Source organism: Hymenobacter sp. BRD128, from assembly GCF_013256625.1.
Taxonomy (GTDB): Bacteria; Bacteroidota; Bacteroidia; order Cytophagales; family Hymenobacteraceae; genus Hymenobacter.
Genome location: NZ_CP053908.1, coordinates 775,664 through 792,571 on the forward strand (window position 1 = coordinate 775,664; position 16,908 = coordinate 792,571).

The 16,908-nt window shown below is 60.5% G+C and carries 10 protein-coding genes; 2 read left to right on the forward strand and 8 right to left on the reverse strand.

Features of this window, described 5'->3' with window-relative positions; all coding sequences use genetic code 11:
• Nucleotides 1-114: 114 nt before the first annotated feature.
• Entirely contained in the window at nucleotides 115-759 is a 645-nt protein-coding gene (locus tag GKZ68_RS03540; RefSeq protein WP_173110773.1) for a 4'-phosphopantetheinyl transferase superfamily protein, read from the reverse strand.
• Between the two features lie 143 nt (nucleotides 760-902).
• On the opposite strand from GKZ68_RS03540, the gene GKZ68_RS03545 reads away from it, so the two are divergent.
• Nucleotides 903-1,118: a hypothetical protein gene (locus tag GKZ68_RS03545; protein WP_173110775.1), complete on the forward strand. Its 216-nt coding sequence runs from the start codon at nucleotides 903-905 to the stop codon at nucleotides 1,116-1,118.
• A gap of 89 nt (nucleotides 1,119-1,207) precedes the next feature.
• On the opposite strand, the gene GKZ68_RS03550 is transcribed toward GKZ68_RS03545, so the two are convergent.
• From GKZ68_RS03550 to GKZ68_RS03580, 7 genes are all read right to left on the reverse strand, one after another.
• Nucleotides 1,208-4,291, reverse strand: a complete 3,084-nt coding sequence (locus GKZ68_RS03550; protein ID WP_254244249.1) for a Pls/PosA family non-ribosomal peptide synthetase — start codon at nucleotides 4,289-4,291, stop codon at nucleotides 1,208-1,210.
• On the reverse strand, nucleotides 4,255-5,718 hold the full coding sequence (locus GKZ68_RS21865) for an AMP-binding protein (protein ID WP_173110779.1): 1,464 nt from the start codon (nucleotides 5,716-5,718) through the stop codon (nucleotides 4,255-4,257). Before GKZ68_RS21865 ends, GKZ68_RS03550 begins: the two co-directional genes overlap by 37 nt.
• Before the next feature lie 337 nt (nucleotides 5,719-6,055).
• Nucleotides 6,056-6,943 (reverse strand): family 16 glycosylhydrolase, encoded by an 888-nt coding sequence (locus tag GKZ68_RS03560; RefSeq protein WP_173110781.1) that lies wholly within the window; start codon nucleotides 6,941-6,943, stop codon nucleotides 6,056-6,058.
• Nucleotides 6,944-7,015: 72 nt separating this feature from the next.
• Entirely contained in the window at nucleotides 7,016-8,299 is a 1,284-nt protein-coding gene (locus tag GKZ68_RS03565; RefSeq protein ID WP_173110783.1) for a PKD domain-containing protein, read from the reverse strand.
• 33 nt (nucleotides 8,300-8,332) lie between these two features.
• Nucleotides 8,333-9,868, reverse strand: a complete 1,536-nt coding sequence (locus GKZ68_RS03570) for a RagB/SusD family nutrient uptake outer membrane protein (RefSeq protein WP_173110785.1) — start codon at nucleotides 9,866-9,868, stop codon at nucleotides 8,333-8,335.
• A gap of 31 nt (nucleotides 9,869-9,899) precedes the next feature.
• Nucleotides 9,900-13,046 carry a TonB-dependent receptor gene (locus GKZ68_RS03575; protein WP_173110787.1) on the reverse strand — a complete coding sequence of 1,049 codons (3,147 nt, stop codon included), beginning with the start codon at nucleotides 13,044-13,046 and terminating at the stop codon, nucleotides 9,900-9,902.
• A 453-nt stretch (nucleotides 13,047-13,499) separates the two neighbouring features.
• Nucleotides 13,500-15,545, reverse strand: a complete 2,046-nt coding sequence (locus GKZ68_RS03580) for a 7TM diverse intracellular signaling domain-containing protein (RefSeq protein ID WP_173110789.1) — start codon at nucleotides 15,543-15,545, stop codon at nucleotides 13,500-13,502.
• A gap of 184 nt (nucleotides 15,546-15,729) precedes the next feature.
• Here GKZ68_RS03580 and GKZ68_RS03585 point away from each other — a divergent pair, with 184 nt between their 5' ends.
• Nucleotides 15,730-16,839: a sensor histidine kinase gene (locus GKZ68_RS03585; protein WP_173110791.1), complete on the forward strand. Its 1,110-nt coding sequence runs from the start codon at nucleotides 15,730-15,732 to the stop codon at nucleotides 16,837-16,839.
• Nucleotides 16,840-16,908: the final 69 nt, after the last annotated feature.

Genomic DNA, 16,908 nt, shown 5'->3' on the forward strand with positions numbered 1-16,908 from the left:
ATCCGCCACTCGTGGTAGCCGGTACCGGCTAGCCTGGGCAAATCAGCCGGTTTTTTTCAAGCATAGTAGTGGTAGAATATTATAAATCAACAGGATAAATAAGGTGCTGTGGTACTAGCAACACCTCGCTAGCCAGAGTAGCCACGGCCCCTGGTAGCCCGCCCCAGCCGCAAAGCTGTGCAGGCTGGCGTCTGGGGGTGCCGTGAGCACTACCGGCCCCGCACACGGTGGCGCCAGTACTGAAAACCCGGCGAAAGGCATTGTCAGTCCCATGCCTAAAGCCTTGGCATAGGCTTCCTTACGCGTCCAGATAGTGTAGAATAGCGGCCACCAACCCTCCGGCGGTGCCGCGCGCAGGGCGGCCTGCTCGGTGGGAGAGAACAGGTCGGCGACCAGCGCGGCGGCATCGGCCAGCGGGCGCAGCGGCTCCACATCGGCCCCCACCGAGGCAGCATTCGACACTGCCAATAGCGCCCGCCCCGGCCGGTACGAAAGGCTGAAGTGTATCGCCGTGTCTGGCAGCTGGGGCTTGCCTAGGTCAGTGGTCGAAAATGCTAAAAGCCGGGCTGCCTGGGAAGTATATACTGCCAGTACTGCCCGCAGGAAGCCGTGGGCGCGCCCGAAGGTTTGGCGTAGGGTAGCGGTGCGTAAGCGTGCCTGTCGGCCTAGCTCGGCAGGAGATAGGGTAGCTTCGGCCACTGCCCAGCTAGGGTAGTCAGCGATTAGGTCGGCCTGCCAAATGTGAAGAAAGGAGGACAAGGTATGCAGCAAAACTGCTGGCAAGGTAGCCACGGCTAGCCCGGTGAGGCCGCCCCACCAGTAGATTAGGGCATAAATTTCGTGGGCGGGTGAAGCAGGAGAAAAGAGGCTCCGTGTTTTTATTACTCATTTACCGCTCCGCCATGCCTACCAACGAGCAACCTGCTACCGAGGTGAACCAGCCCCCCGACCCCACCCAGCCAGGCGCCGACCAAGCGCCCGTTACGACCAAAGCAGCTACCGCGGTGGCCGCAAAGTACGACCCATTCGCCGGTAGCTATGATGGCAGCACCGATGACCGGCCCACCAATGCAAATGCTAAAAACGCGGGGCTCGCTAGTGATACTAAGCCGGGCTAGCCCACGCAGTAGCTGGCTAAAGTAAACAACGCCCCCTTGCCAAGGGCTCGGCAAGGGGGCGTTGCTACATGATGGGTTGGTGGGTGCGCTTACCCATTGGGAATGAAAGAACTAGGAATTCCCTGCCAGCGGGTGTTGGCCGGTAGCTGCTCGCCTTTCATGAGCAGCGAGAGACTTTTGAGCGTAGCGCCGGGGCCGATAACCGAATCGTAGAGCACGACGCAGGAGGTGCCTACGGTGGCGTAACGCCCAATGCGCAGGTTGGACATTTTCATGACCCGGTCTTCGAACAAGTGCGTCTGGATGGTAGAGCCGTTGTTGAGCACCGCGTGGTCGGCCACCCAGGCCAAGTCAAACTCCGTGATTTCCGTCGTGTCCATGTACACTGAGTGGCCAAAGTGGCTGCCCATGAGCTGGAAAAACCAGGTGGCGAACGGGGTGCCTAGCAGCGCCGCTTGCCAGAATGGATACACATAGCTTTCGCACAAGGAGTTGACCAGCTCATTGCGCCACACAAACGACGACCACAAGGGCTTCTCAGAGGGCCGGTAGCGACCAATAAGTATCCACTTGATAAGAGCTGTGAGAATGGAGAAACCGAAAATCAGCCCCACCAGCGCGCCGGTACCCGTTACTACGCTGCTCCAAAAAGTGTAGTGTAGCAGGTGCCAGTGCGAGTAGTGATACAGCACCGCGAAGGTAATGAAAGTGAAGGTGAAAGGCAGTACGATTTTAAACAATTCGATGATGCGCCGGGCCCACACCAGCCGCGCGGGCGGGTCAAACGTCAACTCGGGGGCAAAGGACGTCGATACCGGCCGGTTGGGTAGCAAAAAGGCGGGCGAGCCTACCCACGAAGTGCCGTCGGGTGGCGTATCGGTAGGGGCGGAGGAGAGCGCACCAATCAGGTTGTTGGTACCCAGCACGGTGCCGCCGGCCAGCACCGCACCATTGCCTACGAAGGTGCGGGGCCCTACCACCGTGGGCAGCACCGAAACCAGCCCGTGCTGCACGCGCGGCGCGCCCACGCTCACCGAGTCGGCCAGAAATGAGCCGGCCCCCACGGTGAGGTGCTCGGCCGAGATGTGGTTGAGGGTCGAAACTTCGGCCCGATACCCGATTTTGGCTCCCAGCAGCCGCAGCCAGAAGGGCGTGTAGATGGTGGCGTAGAGCGATTTGAGTAGCGTCAGGCTCTGGGCTAGCACGGCATCGGCCACCCAGTGGCGCACGTAGGCGAGGCTGTATAGTGGCAGGGTGCCATCGGCCTGGCGGCCGGCCACCACGCGCTTAATGGCAACCAGCACGACAATCAGCAGCAGAACGTAGAGGGCTGAAAGTGGGAGTAATGATAATAAAGATGGCTCAGCGCCAAAGCGTTGCACACTTTCGTACAGCAGGGCTATGATGGGCAGTGAAGCTACCGTGGGTACCAAAAGCATGAGTGCGATGGCGCTCAGCTGCGCCAGCAGGTAGCCCGCGCCGGGCCCAGCCACTGGGCGCAGCGGCGTGAGGGGCACTTCGCGCACGCGCCGGGCCGGCGAGCCTAGCCAGCCTTCCTGGGCGGGCACCTGGCGGCCGGCCGGCAGCACCGACAGGTCGTCGAGCTCTGCGCCGTCGCCGAGGCTGGTGTGGCCATCCATAATGGCGCGCAAACCCACGTAGGCGTCGCGGCCCACCGTAGTAGGCCCGATGATAAGGCGGTCGCGCTCAATACGGTAGCCTAGTAGGGCAGCCTCGCGGGCAATGCTAGCGCCGTCGCCGATGGTCAGCAGGTCGAAGCACAGCACGCGGGTGGTGCCCAGGTACACGTTTTTGCCAATTTTGGCCCCGAGCAGGCGGTAGAAAAGTGCCAGGAAGGGCGTGGCCGAGAGCAGGGGGGTGGGAGCGGCCTCCACTAGCTTTTTCACCACCCAGAAGCGGAAATAATAGAAGCCCCACAGGGGGTATTCGCCGGCCCGGAAACGGCCGATAATCAGCCACTTTACCAACACTACCAGCAGGCAGGCCAGCGGCACGTAGCCCACCACCGATGCCACCCCGGCCAGCACCAGGGCCAGGTACGACCACTCGGCAAAGACGGGCCGGAAGTGCAGCGACAGGTTCAGAAAAAATACCGGCACGGCGTAGAACGCCGCTACCGACCCTAGCTGCAAGATGGCCGTGATGAGCCGGGTGAAGGTACTGGCGCGCGTGAGGGGGCTAGCCAGCGCGGGGTCGGGTGCGGGGCTGGCGGCGGCCGTAGCAGCATCAGCTGCCACGGCCGCCGCCAGTGCTTCGATGGTGCGCCGGGTGTACATCTCCTTCACCGAAAGGCCTTGAAAATCGGGCTGTTGGCGCAGCTCAGAGATGATAAGCGAAGCCAGCAGCGAATTGCCGCCGATGTCGAAAAAATCGTCGGTAACCGAAATGTCGGCCGTGTCGAAGCGCTTTTGCCAGGCGGCATAAATAGCAGCTTCGAGCGGGTTGCGGGGCAGGGTAAGCTCACGGGCGGGCGGCTGGTCGCCGCTCACGGGGTAGGGCAGGGCCTTGCGGTCCACTTTACCGCTGGTGAGTAGTGGAAAGGCGGTGAGTGGCACCAGCGCGGCGGGCAGCATATAGGGGGCTAGCCGCTCGCGCAGGTAGGCCCGCACGGCGCGCTCGTCGAGCAGGTGGTCGGGGGCCAGAATGAGGTAGGCGATGAGCTTCTTGACCCCATCAGCACCTTCTTTGAGGGCTACGGCGGCGTTGCGAATGCCCGGCCACTGCAAGAGCAGGCTCTCAATTTCGGCCAGCTCGACGCGAAAGCCCCGGATTTTGACCTGCGTATCGATGCGGCCCAGAAAGTCGATGTTGCCCTCGGCCTCGAAACGGGCCAGGTCGCCAGTGCGGTAGAGGCGACCGACAAAGCCATTCGGCAACTCACTAACGGTGTTAAATTTAGCAGCGCTCAGCTCGGGGCGATTGAGGTAGCCAGCGGCCAGCGCCGGCCCGCCAATGCATAGCTCGCCGGCCTGGCCCAGCGGCACGAGCTGGCCGAGCTGGTCGAGCAGCAGGGATTCGTAGCCCGCCAGCGGCCGGCCGATGGTGAGGCGCTGGCCGGGCACGAAGTCGGCGGCCGTGGCTACTACCGTGGCCTCGGTGGGGCCGTAGGTATTCACTACCCGGCACTGCCGGCTAGCCCATTTGGTAAGCAGCTCGGGCGGGCATACCTCGCCCCCAGAATGAGCAGGCGCAGCGTCGGAATGGTGCCCGGCAGCAGCGAAAGCAGCGTGGGCACCGTCGAAAACACCGTGACCTGCTGCTCGACCAGAAAGCCCGGCAGCGCATCGGGCGCCTTCATGGTTTCTTCGGGCACCGGCACCAGCGTGCCGCCCGCGCCCCAGGCTAGCCACAGCTCTTCGAGCGAGGCATCGAAGGCCACCGAAAAACCCTGCACTACCCGGTCGTGCGGGGTGGGGTGAAACAGCACCTGCTCGGCCCAAATCAGGTGGCAGATGCTGCGGTGCGGAATGAGTACCCCCTTCGGCAGGCCTGTGGTGCCCGAGGTATAAATGACGTAGGCAATAGAATCGGGACCGCCGGTTACCGGCTCCAGGAGGGCGGGCGCCGCCGGCGCGGGCTCGCTCAGGTCAATAACCTGGCCCGGCCAGCCTTCAAAGCCTTCGGGCAGCGGCCGATTGATGAGCAGGGCCCGCGCCCCGCAGTCGCCCAGGATAAACGTGACGCGGTCGGCCGGAAACGACAAGTCGAGCGGCACGTAGGCGGCACCCGCCTTGAGCACGGCCAGCATGCCCACGTACAACTCGATAGATTTGGCCATGAACAAGCCCACGAAGTCGCCGGCCCGCACGCCCTGGCGCTGCAGACGGGCGGCTAGCTGGTCGGCCTCCTCATTGAGCTGCTGGTAGGTGCGCGTGTCGGCTAGCCAGCTCAGGGCCACCTGATTGGGGTAAAGGTGGGCTGTTTCTTCAAATAAGTGGTGCAGCTGCTGCGGGCCACCCTCGGCCACGTGCTGCGGCACGGTCCGGAACTGGCGCAGCAACCCCACTTCTTCGTCGGCCAGGAAAAATACGTAGCCCACCGGCGTAGCAGGGTGCTGCCCGATTTGCTCAAATACCCGCTGCACGTGGGCCGGCAGGTAGGCTGCGCCCCAGGGCCCCGGCAGCCCGGCCGTGCAGGCAAAGCTGACGGCCACCGTGTGGTCAGTAGCAAAGTCCAGGGTCACGCACCACTCGTGAATAGGATGTTGAGCTTCGGGGGCCGGAAAGGAGATGCGGCAGCGCGTGATGGCCGCCCCGAGCTGCTCGGCCACGCCGGCCAGACCCATCACGAGCTGCCCAGCCGCCTCGGCTTCTACCTCGGCCAGGGTAAGCGTATCGCTCAGGTTGAGCAGGGCTGTGGCGGGCGGAAAAGCCGCTACGGCATTTTCTACCCGCAAGGTGGCTTGCAGCTGGACGGCGCTGCGCTCGGCCGGCTGGCGATAATACACTACCGCAAAGGCGGCCATGTACCCAGCAATCAAGGTTTCTTTTTGCTGAAAGGCTAGCTGAAAATCAACAGCTTTGGAAAGGGGTGCGGGCTCCGGGGCCGAAGCGGCGGGCAGGTCGATGGTCGGGGTCATGGGGAGGCAAGAAACGCCACCAGTAACAATAGTGGTGAGCAAGGCAGCCAAGGCTTACATAGCGCAGCTACGTGTGAACCAGGTGTGAGCTAGTAGCAGGCGCCGTACGCGGCTGGTAAATGCTGGCAACCAGAAAACCCTAGGCTAGCTAGCCCCTACGCCGAAACGAGGCAGCAGGATACCAAAGCTACAGCTGCCAAAGGCAGCTACTCATAAAGCAAAGCCTAGAAAAACCGGGCCAAAAACACCAGCAGTGCCAAAAAGGGCATTACCTAGTCCACAAAAAATGGCCCCGCCTACGCGGGGCCATTTTTTGTGGACCAAGAGGCTTTCGGAACTATTTATACTGGTAATAGCGCACGTAATCGACCTGCATCTGCTGCGGAAATACCGTAGAGCCATTCGGATTTCCCAAAAAATTGCCTCCCACGGCCACATTCAGTACCACAAAAAAATTGTTGTTGAAGGGGTAAGGATTAGACCCCACCGTGCCGCTGGTGAAGGAATAATACAGCGCGCCATCGAGATAAAAGCGAATCTGGTCTTTGCTGCGCACCACGCTATACGTGTGAAAATCATTGGCGAAGCTGCTGCCGTCGGGTAGCTTGATATGGTCGATGCCGCTTTGCTGGTGGTTGCCTGAGTTGTCGGCATAGTGCATGGTTGTCAGAATCTCCGTCGGGTTTTGCCCGCGCAGCTCCATGATGTCGATTTCACCGCACTTCGGCCAGTTGTTCTGGTCGATGTCGCTGCCTAGCATCCAGATGGCAGGCCAGACGCCCTGGCCCTGGGGTAGCTTGGCCCGCACATCAATGCGGCCGTACTGAAAATTCTGCTTGCCCTTGGTGAGCACGCGCCCCGAGGTGTAGGCCGGGCTGCCGCTAGGCTCTTTATTGGCCTGTATAATCAGGTTGCCGCTGTTCTGAAAGACGTTGTTGGTCGAGGTGGTGTAAGTTTCCAGCTCTTGATTACCCCAGCCGCCGCCGCCCGTGTCGTACATCCACTTGGTAGCATCGACCGGCCCGGAGCCATTAAACTCGTCGCTCCACATCAGCTCAGTATACTGGGCATAGTCGCGGGTATCGGCATTGACGACTGTGGGTGGCGCTACCGGCGCCGGAATAACCGGCGTCTTGTTTTCGGTGCACGAGGTACCAAGCAGCAGCGCCAGCGAAAGGCCGGCCCCGGCCGGACTCAGGCGAAAAGGGTGGGGAATTAGGAGCATATAAAATATAAAAAAAGGACCCGGTGAATTGCTCGCCGGGTCCCTGGCAACACGGTTAGGTAGAGAATAATTTTACTTGGCTACCAGCTTTATGGTAAAAACAACGGCTCCGTTTTTGCCGGTGCCAGCGCGCAGCAGCATCGTCTTGTCGGTGATGGCTAGAATGCGGTAAGTCAGGTCGGGCGCATCGGTGACGCCGATAAACATGCCGGCCTTGCCCAACACAAACTGGGCTAGCCCGGCCCCATCGGCCGGCCCAAACGTAAAGGGCGTCGAATCAGAGCGCGGGGCTTGGCACGAGCCAGCAGCCCCGTTAACGCCAGCCACGAAGGTTTCGGCCTTAGCATCGTAAGTGTAGACATTGGCCGCCGAGAACGTAAACTCGTCGTCGGCCTGGCAGGCGGGAAGCTGGCCACCGGCGGTATTGCCGGCGTAGTACTGGCCGGGCTTGTCTTCAGTGCCTACAATGATGGGCGCCGCCGAGGTGTTGTCCAGCAGCCAGGTTTTCTGGGTGCCATTGGTGAGCAACTGCTTCACCCGCGTTACGGCATCGAAAGGCACTAGGGTTACTTCCGTCTTGGTGCCGTCGGCTAGGGTGCCGCGCAGGCGCAGCACGGTGCTGCTCGCCTCAATGATGTCGTAGGTCAGGTTGGTTACCGCTACCGGCTCGCCGATGAAGGTGCCGGCCTTTTGCAGAATAATCTGCCCTAACCCGTTGACGCCGCCGCCCGGCTTGTACACAAACGCGCCGCTGCTCGACTGCGAGGCCCCGCAGGTGCCGCCGGCGTAGGTGCCCCCGTTGCTTTCGTAAGTGTAGCTGGCCGAGGTACCGCTAAACGTAAACTGGTCGTCGGCCTGGCAGGAAGTGAGTGAGTTGGCGGGCGACGAATACGTGACGTTGTTGCTGGCGTCGAGGTGCTTTACGGCTCCCGCGTCGTTAGAGTAAGTAAATACCCGCGCCCCAGCCACGTTGCTCTGGCAGTTAGCCAAGGCTGAGAAGCCGGCGTTGCCGCACAGCGATGGAATAACGACAGTAGTCTGGGGCGTTGCATTTGTGCCGCCCCGGCCCGACTCGGTGAGGCGTACCTTATAGCTGCCGGCTTGCGTGTAGGTGTGCGTTACGGTTTGGCCGGTGCCCGTGGTGCCATCGCCAAAGTCCCACTGGTTGATAAAGCCATCCGTGCTATTGTCGGTGAAGGTAACGGTGATGGGGTATTGCGTCGAATTGACAGTGCTGGTGAAGCTAGCCGCCGGCACCGGCCCTTGCAAGCTGCCCTTATCATTTTTGCTGCACGCGCTCAGCGCCAAGGGGCCGGCCAGCAGCGCCCAGGCAGCTTTGTTCCAAATATTTTTCATGTTAAAACTAGGCTATATGTTCCGTGAAATGGCTTAGTAGCCTGGGTTTTGCACAAGATTATGGTTGGCATCAAGCTCCGACTGCGGAATGGGCAGCACGTAGTTTTTCTCGGTCGGAATGCCGCGTCTAACCCCTAGCGTGGCTAGGTAGGCCGACTGGGCCGTCATGCCCGAAATGAGCGTTTTGGTGCGCTTCATATCAAACCAGCGGTCAAACTCGAAGGCCAGCTCGTACTTGCGCTCCCGAATTACTGCATCTTGGAAGTTGGGCGTGTTCGAGGCATTCAGGTCGTGCGCGGCGTTGGGGGTGTTATAGTCGGCGCCGAAGGCGCGGCGGCGCACCTTGTTCAGGGCTTCGTAGCCGGCGGGTGTAGCACCCAGGCCCTCGGCCACAATTAGGTACATCTCGGCCAGACGCAGCACCGCCACGTTCTGGGGCGAGTCCCAGATGTTGGTGTTCACCATACCCACAAACCACTTCTTGCAGTCGAAGCCGAAAGGCGAGCCGGGTAGGCTAGCGGGCTGAATGCTGCCGTTGGGCGATACATCGCCGGGCACCCACACGCTCACGGGCTTGCGGGTATCGCCGGGCTCGTAGCCGGCCACAAAGTCGGGCTCGGGTACGTTGAAGCCGTAGCCATCGCCGGCTGGTACGAGGCCGCCCCGGCGGGGCGCGAAGAACTGGTTCATCGACGAGCCCACGTTATTGCGGTCATACTGGTTGCGGCCGTTGGTGAACTGCACCTCGAAGAGCGACTCCTTGGCGTTATTGTTTTCGTTGGCTACCACGAAGTTATCGCCGTATTTGGCCCACATGGTCTTGCCCGAGTTGTCGATAACGGCCTGTGCCTGCACGGCGGCTTCGGCTTTTTTGCCTTCGGTGAGCAGCACCTTAGCCAGCAGGCCCTGGGCGGCCCACTTGGTGGCGCGGCCCAGGTCGGCGCCGCTATACGATGCCGGCAGGTTACCGATGGCGGCCGTCAGGTCGCTCTCAATCACTTTGTATACATCGGCCTGCGGCGTGCGCGCAATGTTTACCTGGTCGACCCCCGTGGGCGGGGCCGTGTACAGCGGTACGTCGCCGAAGGCCCGCACCAAGTCAAAGTACATTTTGGCCCGGATAAACTGCGCTTCGCCCAGGCAGCGCTTCTGAATGGCAGGGTCCATCCCGGTAATGAGCGGCACCTTCTGCAGCACGATATTGGCGCGCTGCAAGGCGATGTACGAACCCTCCCAGAGGCGCCTGCACACGAAATTGGTCGACGGGATGTTGTAGTCGTCGAGCTGCGTGTACTCGATGCCGTCGCTACCACCGCCGCCGCCAGTGGTCGAGATGTCAGCCCCGATGTCCATGCCCCATAGCGCGGCGTTGTACTGACCTTCCTTCGTCAGCTCGCTGTAGGCGGCGTTTACGGCCTGAATGGCATCGTTTTGGGTTTTATAAAAGTTAGCGTCCGTTATCTGGTCCGAAGGCGACTCCTCCAGAAACTTGCTGGTGCAGCCAGCCGAGCCCGCCAGCAGGCCTAGCGCCAGCAGATAGGCACCACGTGAGTAGGTAAAAGTAAACATTGTTGAGTGGGAATAGACAAGAGCGTGAAAGTTAGAATCCAATATTTACGCCGCCCGTGAACACCCGCGCTTGCGGATAGATTCCGAGGTCGACGCCGCTAGCGCTTACTTCCGGGTCGAAGCCCGTGTAATGCGTCAACGTGATGAGATTCTGGCCAGTAACGTAGACGCGAATTTGTTTTGACGAGATGCGGCTCAGCACGCTAGCGGGCAAGGTGTAGCCCAGCGTCACGTTTTTGAGGCGTACAAACGAGCCGTCTTCTACAAAGTGGCTCGACACGCGCAGGTTGCGGTTGGGGTCCGAGTCGATAGCACGGGGCACGTCGTTGCTGGTGCCCGGGCCGGTCCAGCGGTTGAGCACGATAGAGCCGCCACTGAAGCTACCGTAAAGCGCGCTTTCGAGCAGGTAGCGGTTCTGATTGTAAATCTGATTGCCCTTCGACCCGTTGATAAACACGCTTAGGTCAAAGCCCTTGAAGTTCAATGTATTGGTAATGCCAAACGTGAAATCGGGGTTGGGCTTGCCAATAAATGTTCGGTCGGCAGCAGTAATCACCCCATCGCCGTTGAGGTCCTTAAAGCGGATATCGCCGGGGGCCGTGCCGTTCTCCTGTTTGGGGGCCTTGGCTACCTCATCGGCCGTCTGGAACAGGCCGTCGGCCACGTAGCCGTAGAACGAGCCGAAGGGCTGACCAGCGTCGTAGCGCACGATGGCGTCGCCTGCTAGGGTACCAGCCCCGTTGTAAGGTACCCCCTGGCCCAGCGATTCCAGCTTGGTTTTGAAGGCCGATAGCGTTACCGAAGTAGTCCAGTTGAAGCCGCCATTCGAGCCAATAAAGTTGCGGGTCGTCAGCGAGAAGTCGATGCCCCGGTTGTAGGCGGAGGCCGCGTTGGTATTCACGCTTTGGTAAGTACCCGAAGCAAAAGACACTGGCACGGGCGCAATCAGGTTGGGCGAGTTGCGGTTGTAGAAGTCAATCGAGGCTTCAATGCGGTTGTCCAAGAAGCCCACATCCACCCCGATATTGGTCTGGTTGTTATTTTCCCAGCGCAGATTGGGATTGGCCAAGCGCGTGGGCGCACCGCCCGTGTTGATGGTTTGCGGCTCGGGGCCAAACGGATACGTGATGCCGAAGTTAATTGAGTATAGGTAAGCGAAGCGCCCGGCATTCAGGGGGTTGCCTACCCGGCCGTAGCCAGCGCGCAGCTTCAGGTTACTGATGGCGCGGTTGCCTTTGAGGAATGGTTCCTCGGAGATGCGCCAGCCCACTGAAGCACCTGGGAAGAAGCCAAACTTCTCACCAGGAGGGAATACCGACGAGCCGTCGTAGCGGGCTACGGCCGATAGCAGGTATTTGCCGGCAAACTCGTAGTTGAGGCGGCCAAAGTAGCTGGCCAGGTGCTGCGGCGAGCTGATGATACCAGCGTTGGCCAGTTGGGTGTTAATGGGCCCGGCGTTGATAACGCGCAGGTCGTTGCGTAGGTAGCCCGTGCGGTAAGCCTCCACATTGCTGTAGTTGAATTCCTGCGCCGACTGCCCGAGCAGAAAGGTCACCTGGTGCTTATCGGCAATGAGCTTGTCGTAAGTTGCCGTGTTCTCAATCAGATAGCTCGGGCCGTACGACGAAGTGGCTGAGGCCCCCGCCGTAGCGTAGCGCGACGTGACGCCGGGAAACGGCGGAGCTGAAGGCGCAAAAGAGTTGAAGGTACTAAAAAGCAGGTCAGCTCCTACGTTGGAGCGGATACGCAAGCCTTTCAGCGGCTGCAGCTCAGCGTAAAACGTGGTCAGAATCCGGTTCTGAACGTAACGCTGGTCGGTGCGCTGGGCGCTGGCTAGGGGGTTCTCCTCAATAAAGTTGTCGGTGCTACCGGTGGGCTCGTACCAGTACCCATCGGAGCGGTAGGGCTGGATAGTGGCCGGAATCCGGATAAGCTGCTGAATAGTGCCGTACTCGCCGCTGTTGGTCGTTACCTGGCGGTCGGAGAGGTGCGTAAGCTGAATGTTGTTACCCACCTTCAACATCCGGCCTATTTTCACTTCGCCGTTGGCACGCAGCGTATAGCGCTCAAAATTGGTGCCGATGATGATACCATCCTGCTGGAAATAAGAGGCTGATAAGGCATAATTCGCCTTATCGCTGCCCCCATTTACCCCTAGCGAATAGTTTTGAATCCGCGCCCGGCGGAATACCAAATCTTGCCAATCGGTGCCAGTGCCCAGCGAGGCCGGGTCGCGCAGGCGGTCTACCACGATAGGCTTGCCAGCAGCCAGACGGCTTTCGTTGTTAATAACGGCGTACTCTTGGGCATTTAATAGATTCAGGCGGCGGGCGACCGACTGAACCCCGGTATAAGCATTAACATTGACATTTGATTGGCCAGCCTTACCGTGCTTGGTCGTAATCAATACTACCCCGTTAGCAGCGCGTACTCCGTAAATAGCGGTGGCCGACGCATCTTTCAGGATATCAATGGTTTCGATATCATCGGGGCTGATTCCTTGTAACTCGTTACCAATGGCATTGCCACTGCCATCCGTAGCTGTGGCGATAGGGAAGCCGTCGATAACGTAAAGGGGCGAGTTGTTGCCGGCCGAGGTTATACCACGAACGCGTACCGAGCTACCACCTGAGCCACCCGGCGTGCCACCATTAGAGGTAATGGTTACGCCAGCTACTTTGCCCTGCAGGGCCTGCGTTACATCTGGAACCGGTTGACGCGCTAGCTCTGCTCCGTTTACCGATGAGATGGCGCCCGTCACGCTGCCGCGTTCCTGGGTGCCGTAGCCTACTACTACTACTTCGTTGAGCTTCTGCGTGTCTTCGGTCATAGTCACGCTCACGTTCGAGGCATTGGCGCTCGTGACTACCACCGGCTGGCCAATGTAGCCAATAAAGCTGAACAGCAATGTGCTGCCCTCGGGCGCCCGCAGAGCAAAGCGGCCATCGGCATCGGTAGTGCTGCCAACCGTGGTGCCTCGTACCAGCACCGTAACACCAGGAAGGGGCCTGCCATCCGGCCCTACTACCCGGCCCGTCACCGGCACGTCGACCAGGACGTGCAGCGCCGACGTGGGCAGCAGGTGAGGAGTAGTGGCCCCGGCAGCTACTGGCAGCCCGCAGGCCAGCAGCACTGCCGTATGTCGAAACGACGGGGCTAGGTAAAGCTTTCGCTTCATACTATGAGTGAAAAAAGGGTGGGGAAAGGAATAAAAAAGTGGCTAGCCAGCTAACAGTGCTGTGCCAAAGACCAACATTTCAGAGCAAAGGGTCTGCAATCGGTTGCGGGACCGGCAACGATTGCATAAACGAGGTAGAATTAGCCAGAACTACTAAGTTTAGCAGCCACATCTACCGGTCAAAAGTAGCTAAAGTGTTTTGTAAAAAAATGAGGCCTATTCCTTCAAAATAGCCCGTAAAGGCGCTTTTATCGCTTTGGTACTACCTCTCATTACACCTAGTGCACACGCGCAATGCGAGCTATTGAGGCTTTAAAAGTCATGAGCCGTGTTTTGGGCGCTGAGCGACTAAGGCTAAAAAACAACGCACCAAAACAGAAATTTTTCTGAAAAATGATTAACCCGGTTTTATGGCGAATTGTACCCGGTAGCTAATGGGTGCGCCATGTTAAATCAGGCGGTTTCCAGCAGCGTTTCCACGTCGGCATTGGTTGTGTCGTCGAAGAGCACGTGCGTCCACGATTCTCCTTCCTCGTAGTCGGGCGCCTGCCGGCGGCGCTCCAGCGCAGCCAGCACTTTCTGGGCAAAAGCCCAGCTGGTGGCGGGGCGCAGCTCCAACACCCTAGCCAGCTCGGCCGGGGCGTAGCGGCCCCGGTGAGCGTGCAGCAGAAACACCGCGTAGAGCGCTTTCACGATGGGGAACTTGCACTTCTGGAGCAGCGTGCCCGTGGTGGCCGACTCGACGTAGCGGCACCGGGTGCAGCGGCGGGCAAAAGGCTCGCGGGCTTCGCAGCTTTTCTCGTGGTTGCACTTGCGGCAGCGGTAGCCGTGCTGCCACTTGAGGTCGGCCAGGTAGCGCAGGCAGGCATCCTTATCGGGATAAAGCTGGCTGAACTCGCCAAAGTCAAACTCGCGCGCTTGCAGGCGGGCTTCCTTCTGGTCCTGCAAATCGCGGCTCAGGTCGCGGTTGAGCTGCTCAATGGCGGCCGATTGCAGGGCTAGTAGGCTGTTGGTTTCGAGTAGCTCGCGGTTTTGGGTGGCAATGGTTTCGTTCTGTTGGCGCAGCTCGTCGGTGCGGCGGGCCACCAGCGCCTCCAGCTCCGTGTTAAGCTGGTCTTTGAGCGCCTGGTTTTCGCGGAGCTGCTCCACGAGCTGGTCCTGGGCCTGGTGTCTTTTACGCAATTGCTTGAGCAGGCGGCGCTGCGTAAGCAAGGTAGTGTCCATCAGGCTCTTTATCTTGTCGGCCAGGGCGTAGCTGAGCACGGCCACCTCCACCACAAACGCCATGTTGAGGCTGTAAACGGTATAGGCATTGTTGTAAAACTCGATGCCCAGCTTGCGGCTGATGAGAAAAGCCAGGCTGCCCGCCACCAGCGCCTGGGCCAGCAGTAGGTAGCGTGCCGCCCGCAGCCCACCCCGGTAGGCGCGCCAGGCCGCGTAGTACAGCAGCCCATACGGCAGCAAATAAAGCCAAAAGCTGAAACCCAAGTGAATGAGGGCTGCATCGAGCACCAGCAGTGCGCCGCTCAGCGGTACCACCCAGCGAATAGCCTGGTCGAGGCGCGGTAGCCGCGCTGCCGTATCGAGGAAAGAGCGGGCGTACTGGGCAAAAGTGAGCAGCAGCAGCACCGGGGCCGCTACGGCTATAAAGTGATTAACCGGGGCGCTGCCCGGCCACAAATACTGAAACCCTAGTCCGTCTTCCGATAGAAACAGCAGCGCGCCGCTCAGCACGTAAAGTACGTAGTAAAAGTACGACTTTTCCTGGAGAAAAAAATACAGAAACAAGTTGTAAACCAGCATAATAAACAGCACGCCGTAGAAGCCACCCAGCAGCCAGTATTGCAGGCTCATTTCGGGCAGCAGGCCGGGGCCGCTGTGCAGCATGGCCCGGAAGCTGGTGGGCGAGTCGGAGCGCAGGCGCAGGTAGTACGTCACGGGCCGGCCGTGGCGCAGGGGCAGGCCGAAGAGGAAATTCTTGTAGGGCAGCGGGCGCGTGGCAAACGGATAGTTGGCCCCGGTTATAATGCTGTCGTAGGCCAGCACCTGGCCGGAAGCCGCGACGCCCAGCGGCCGAAATAGCGTAGCGGCCCCAGTGTGCGAGTCATACAGCTCCAGGTACCAGTCGCTAGTCGGCCCCTCATCGGCGCGCACCGTGAAGCGCAGCCAGTACGCACTGCGCGGGTGCTGGATATTAGGCGGCCGCCGGGTACCGGCCAGCGTGGCGAAGTGCCCGGCCCAGGCCGGACTGCTTACCTGGCCGATGGCCAACTGCCCGCCCGGGTCTTCCAGCACGCTGTAAAACCGGTCATCGAGAAATTGCGCGGGGCGAGCGAGGCTAGCCACCAGCGTGTCTTCGGCGGCGGCGGCGGCGGGGCGGGGCAGCGCCAGTAGCAGGGCCAGGGCCAGTAAGTGGGGCCAGGGGGCCCGGCCGCGGCCGGGCCAGCAGCGGCGGCCCAGGCAGGCTAGCCGGCTGAGGGAGGAGTGGAAAAGTAGCAAGAGTGAAGTGCGGTTGGGTGGGAGAGAAGCGCACAGGTAGACAGGTTAGTAAAAGTAGCAAAGAAATGAGGACTTGCTGAACGGTGAAAGCCGGGCCGCAGTCGGCACAATCGGCCCGGTGGTCGGGTGCGGGCCCAGACGGGCCGGGCGGGCGGCTACTTTTGACCTGCTTACTACTTGTGCTATGTCCGGTTTTTCTTTCCAGCGTTTTCTCACGCCGCTGATTCACGTGCTGGCGTGGGGACTGCTGGCGCTGGCGCTGCTGCTTTTTCAGCCCATGCAGGGCCGGGTTGAGCTGCCCGTGCAGTATTGGGTAAAGCAGGGGGCGCTGCTCATCTTCTGGATGGGGGCCTTTTATGTGACGGCGCGGGTGAGCGTGCCGCGCCTGCTGCTGCGCGGGCGCACCGGCTGGTTTGTACTGGCGCTGGCCGCCACGGTAGCCATTATACTGCTGCTGGGGCGCTTCCTCGAATCTACTCTGCACCTGTCTGAGCTGATGCACCAGGCGTTTCACGCGGCCGAGCAGGCCGAGCGGCGCGCCGGGCCCGGTGGGTTGCCACCCCGCCCGGCGCGCGGCAGCCGCTTCGATTTAGTGGGGCTGCTCATCACCTTGCTCGTGCTGGGCATTGGCACGGCCATCACGGTGGTGCAGCACTGGCAGCAGGAGGCGCGCCTGCGCGAGCGCCTCGACCAGGAGCGCACTGAGGCCGAATTGAGCCTGCTCAAGGCCCAAATTAACCCGCACTTTTTCTTTAACACGCTTAATAATATTTACTCGCTCACGCTCATCGACGGCGAGCGGGCGCGGGCGGCCCTGCACCGCCTCTCGCGCATGATGCGCTACGTGCTCTACGACACGGCCTCGGGTCACGCCCAGCTCAGCCAGGAGGTGGCCTTTATTCAGGACTACATTACCCTGATGCAGCTGCGCCTTACCGACCGCGTGCAGGTCACCTTTACCCATCCCGAGCCGGTGCGTGAGGTGCTCATCGCGCCCATGATACTCTTGCCCTTCGTCGAGAATGCCTTCAAGCACGGCGTGGCGGCCACTGCCCCCAGCCGCATCTACATTGGCCTGCGCCAGCCCACGCCCCAGCAGCTCGAAATAGAGGTGCGCAATACCCTGTTTCCGATGGTCGGCACCGACCTGGCCGGCTCCAATGGCATTGGCCTCACCAATACCCAGCGCCGCCTCGACCTGCTCTACCCTGGCCGCTATACCTTGCGGGTGACGCCCAAAACCGCCGATAACGAGTTTGAGATACACCTTAAACTACTCGTGTCGGGTGCCTAGTTTTCCGTTAGTAGGCGATGATTGCCTGTTATTGTTGCGCATGCTCGTGCTGGCAATGCTCAGCGCTTA

Coding starts and splice junctions, on each gene's coding strand:
- GKZ68_RS03545 (WP_173110775.1), top strand. CDS start 903: ATGCCTACCAACGAGCAACCTGCTACCGAGGTGAACCAGCCCCCCGAC.
- GKZ68_RS21865 (WP_173110779.1), bottom strand. CDS start 5,718: ATGACCCCGACCATCGACCTGCCCGCCGCTTCGGCCCCGGAGCCCGCA.
- GKZ68_RS03560 (WP_173110781.1), bottom strand. CDS start 6,943: ATGCTCCTAATTCCCCACCCTTTTCGCCTGAGTCCGGCCGGGGCCGGC.
- GKZ68_RS03565 (WP_173110783.1), bottom strand. CDS start 8,299: ATGAAAAATATTTGGAACAAAGCTGCCTGGGCGCTGCTGGCCGGCCCC.
- GKZ68_RS03570 (WP_173110785.1), bottom strand. CDS start 9,868: ATGTTTACTTTTACCTACTCACGTGGTGCCTATCTGCTGGCGCTAGGC.
- GKZ68_RS03575 (WP_173110787.1), bottom strand. CDS start 13,046: ATGAAGCGAAAGCTTTACCTAGCCCCGTCGTTTCGACATACGGCAGTG.
- GKZ68_RS03585 (WP_173110791.1), top strand. CDS start 15,730: ATGTCCGGTTTTTCTTTCCAGCGTTTTCTCACGCCGCTGATTCACGTG.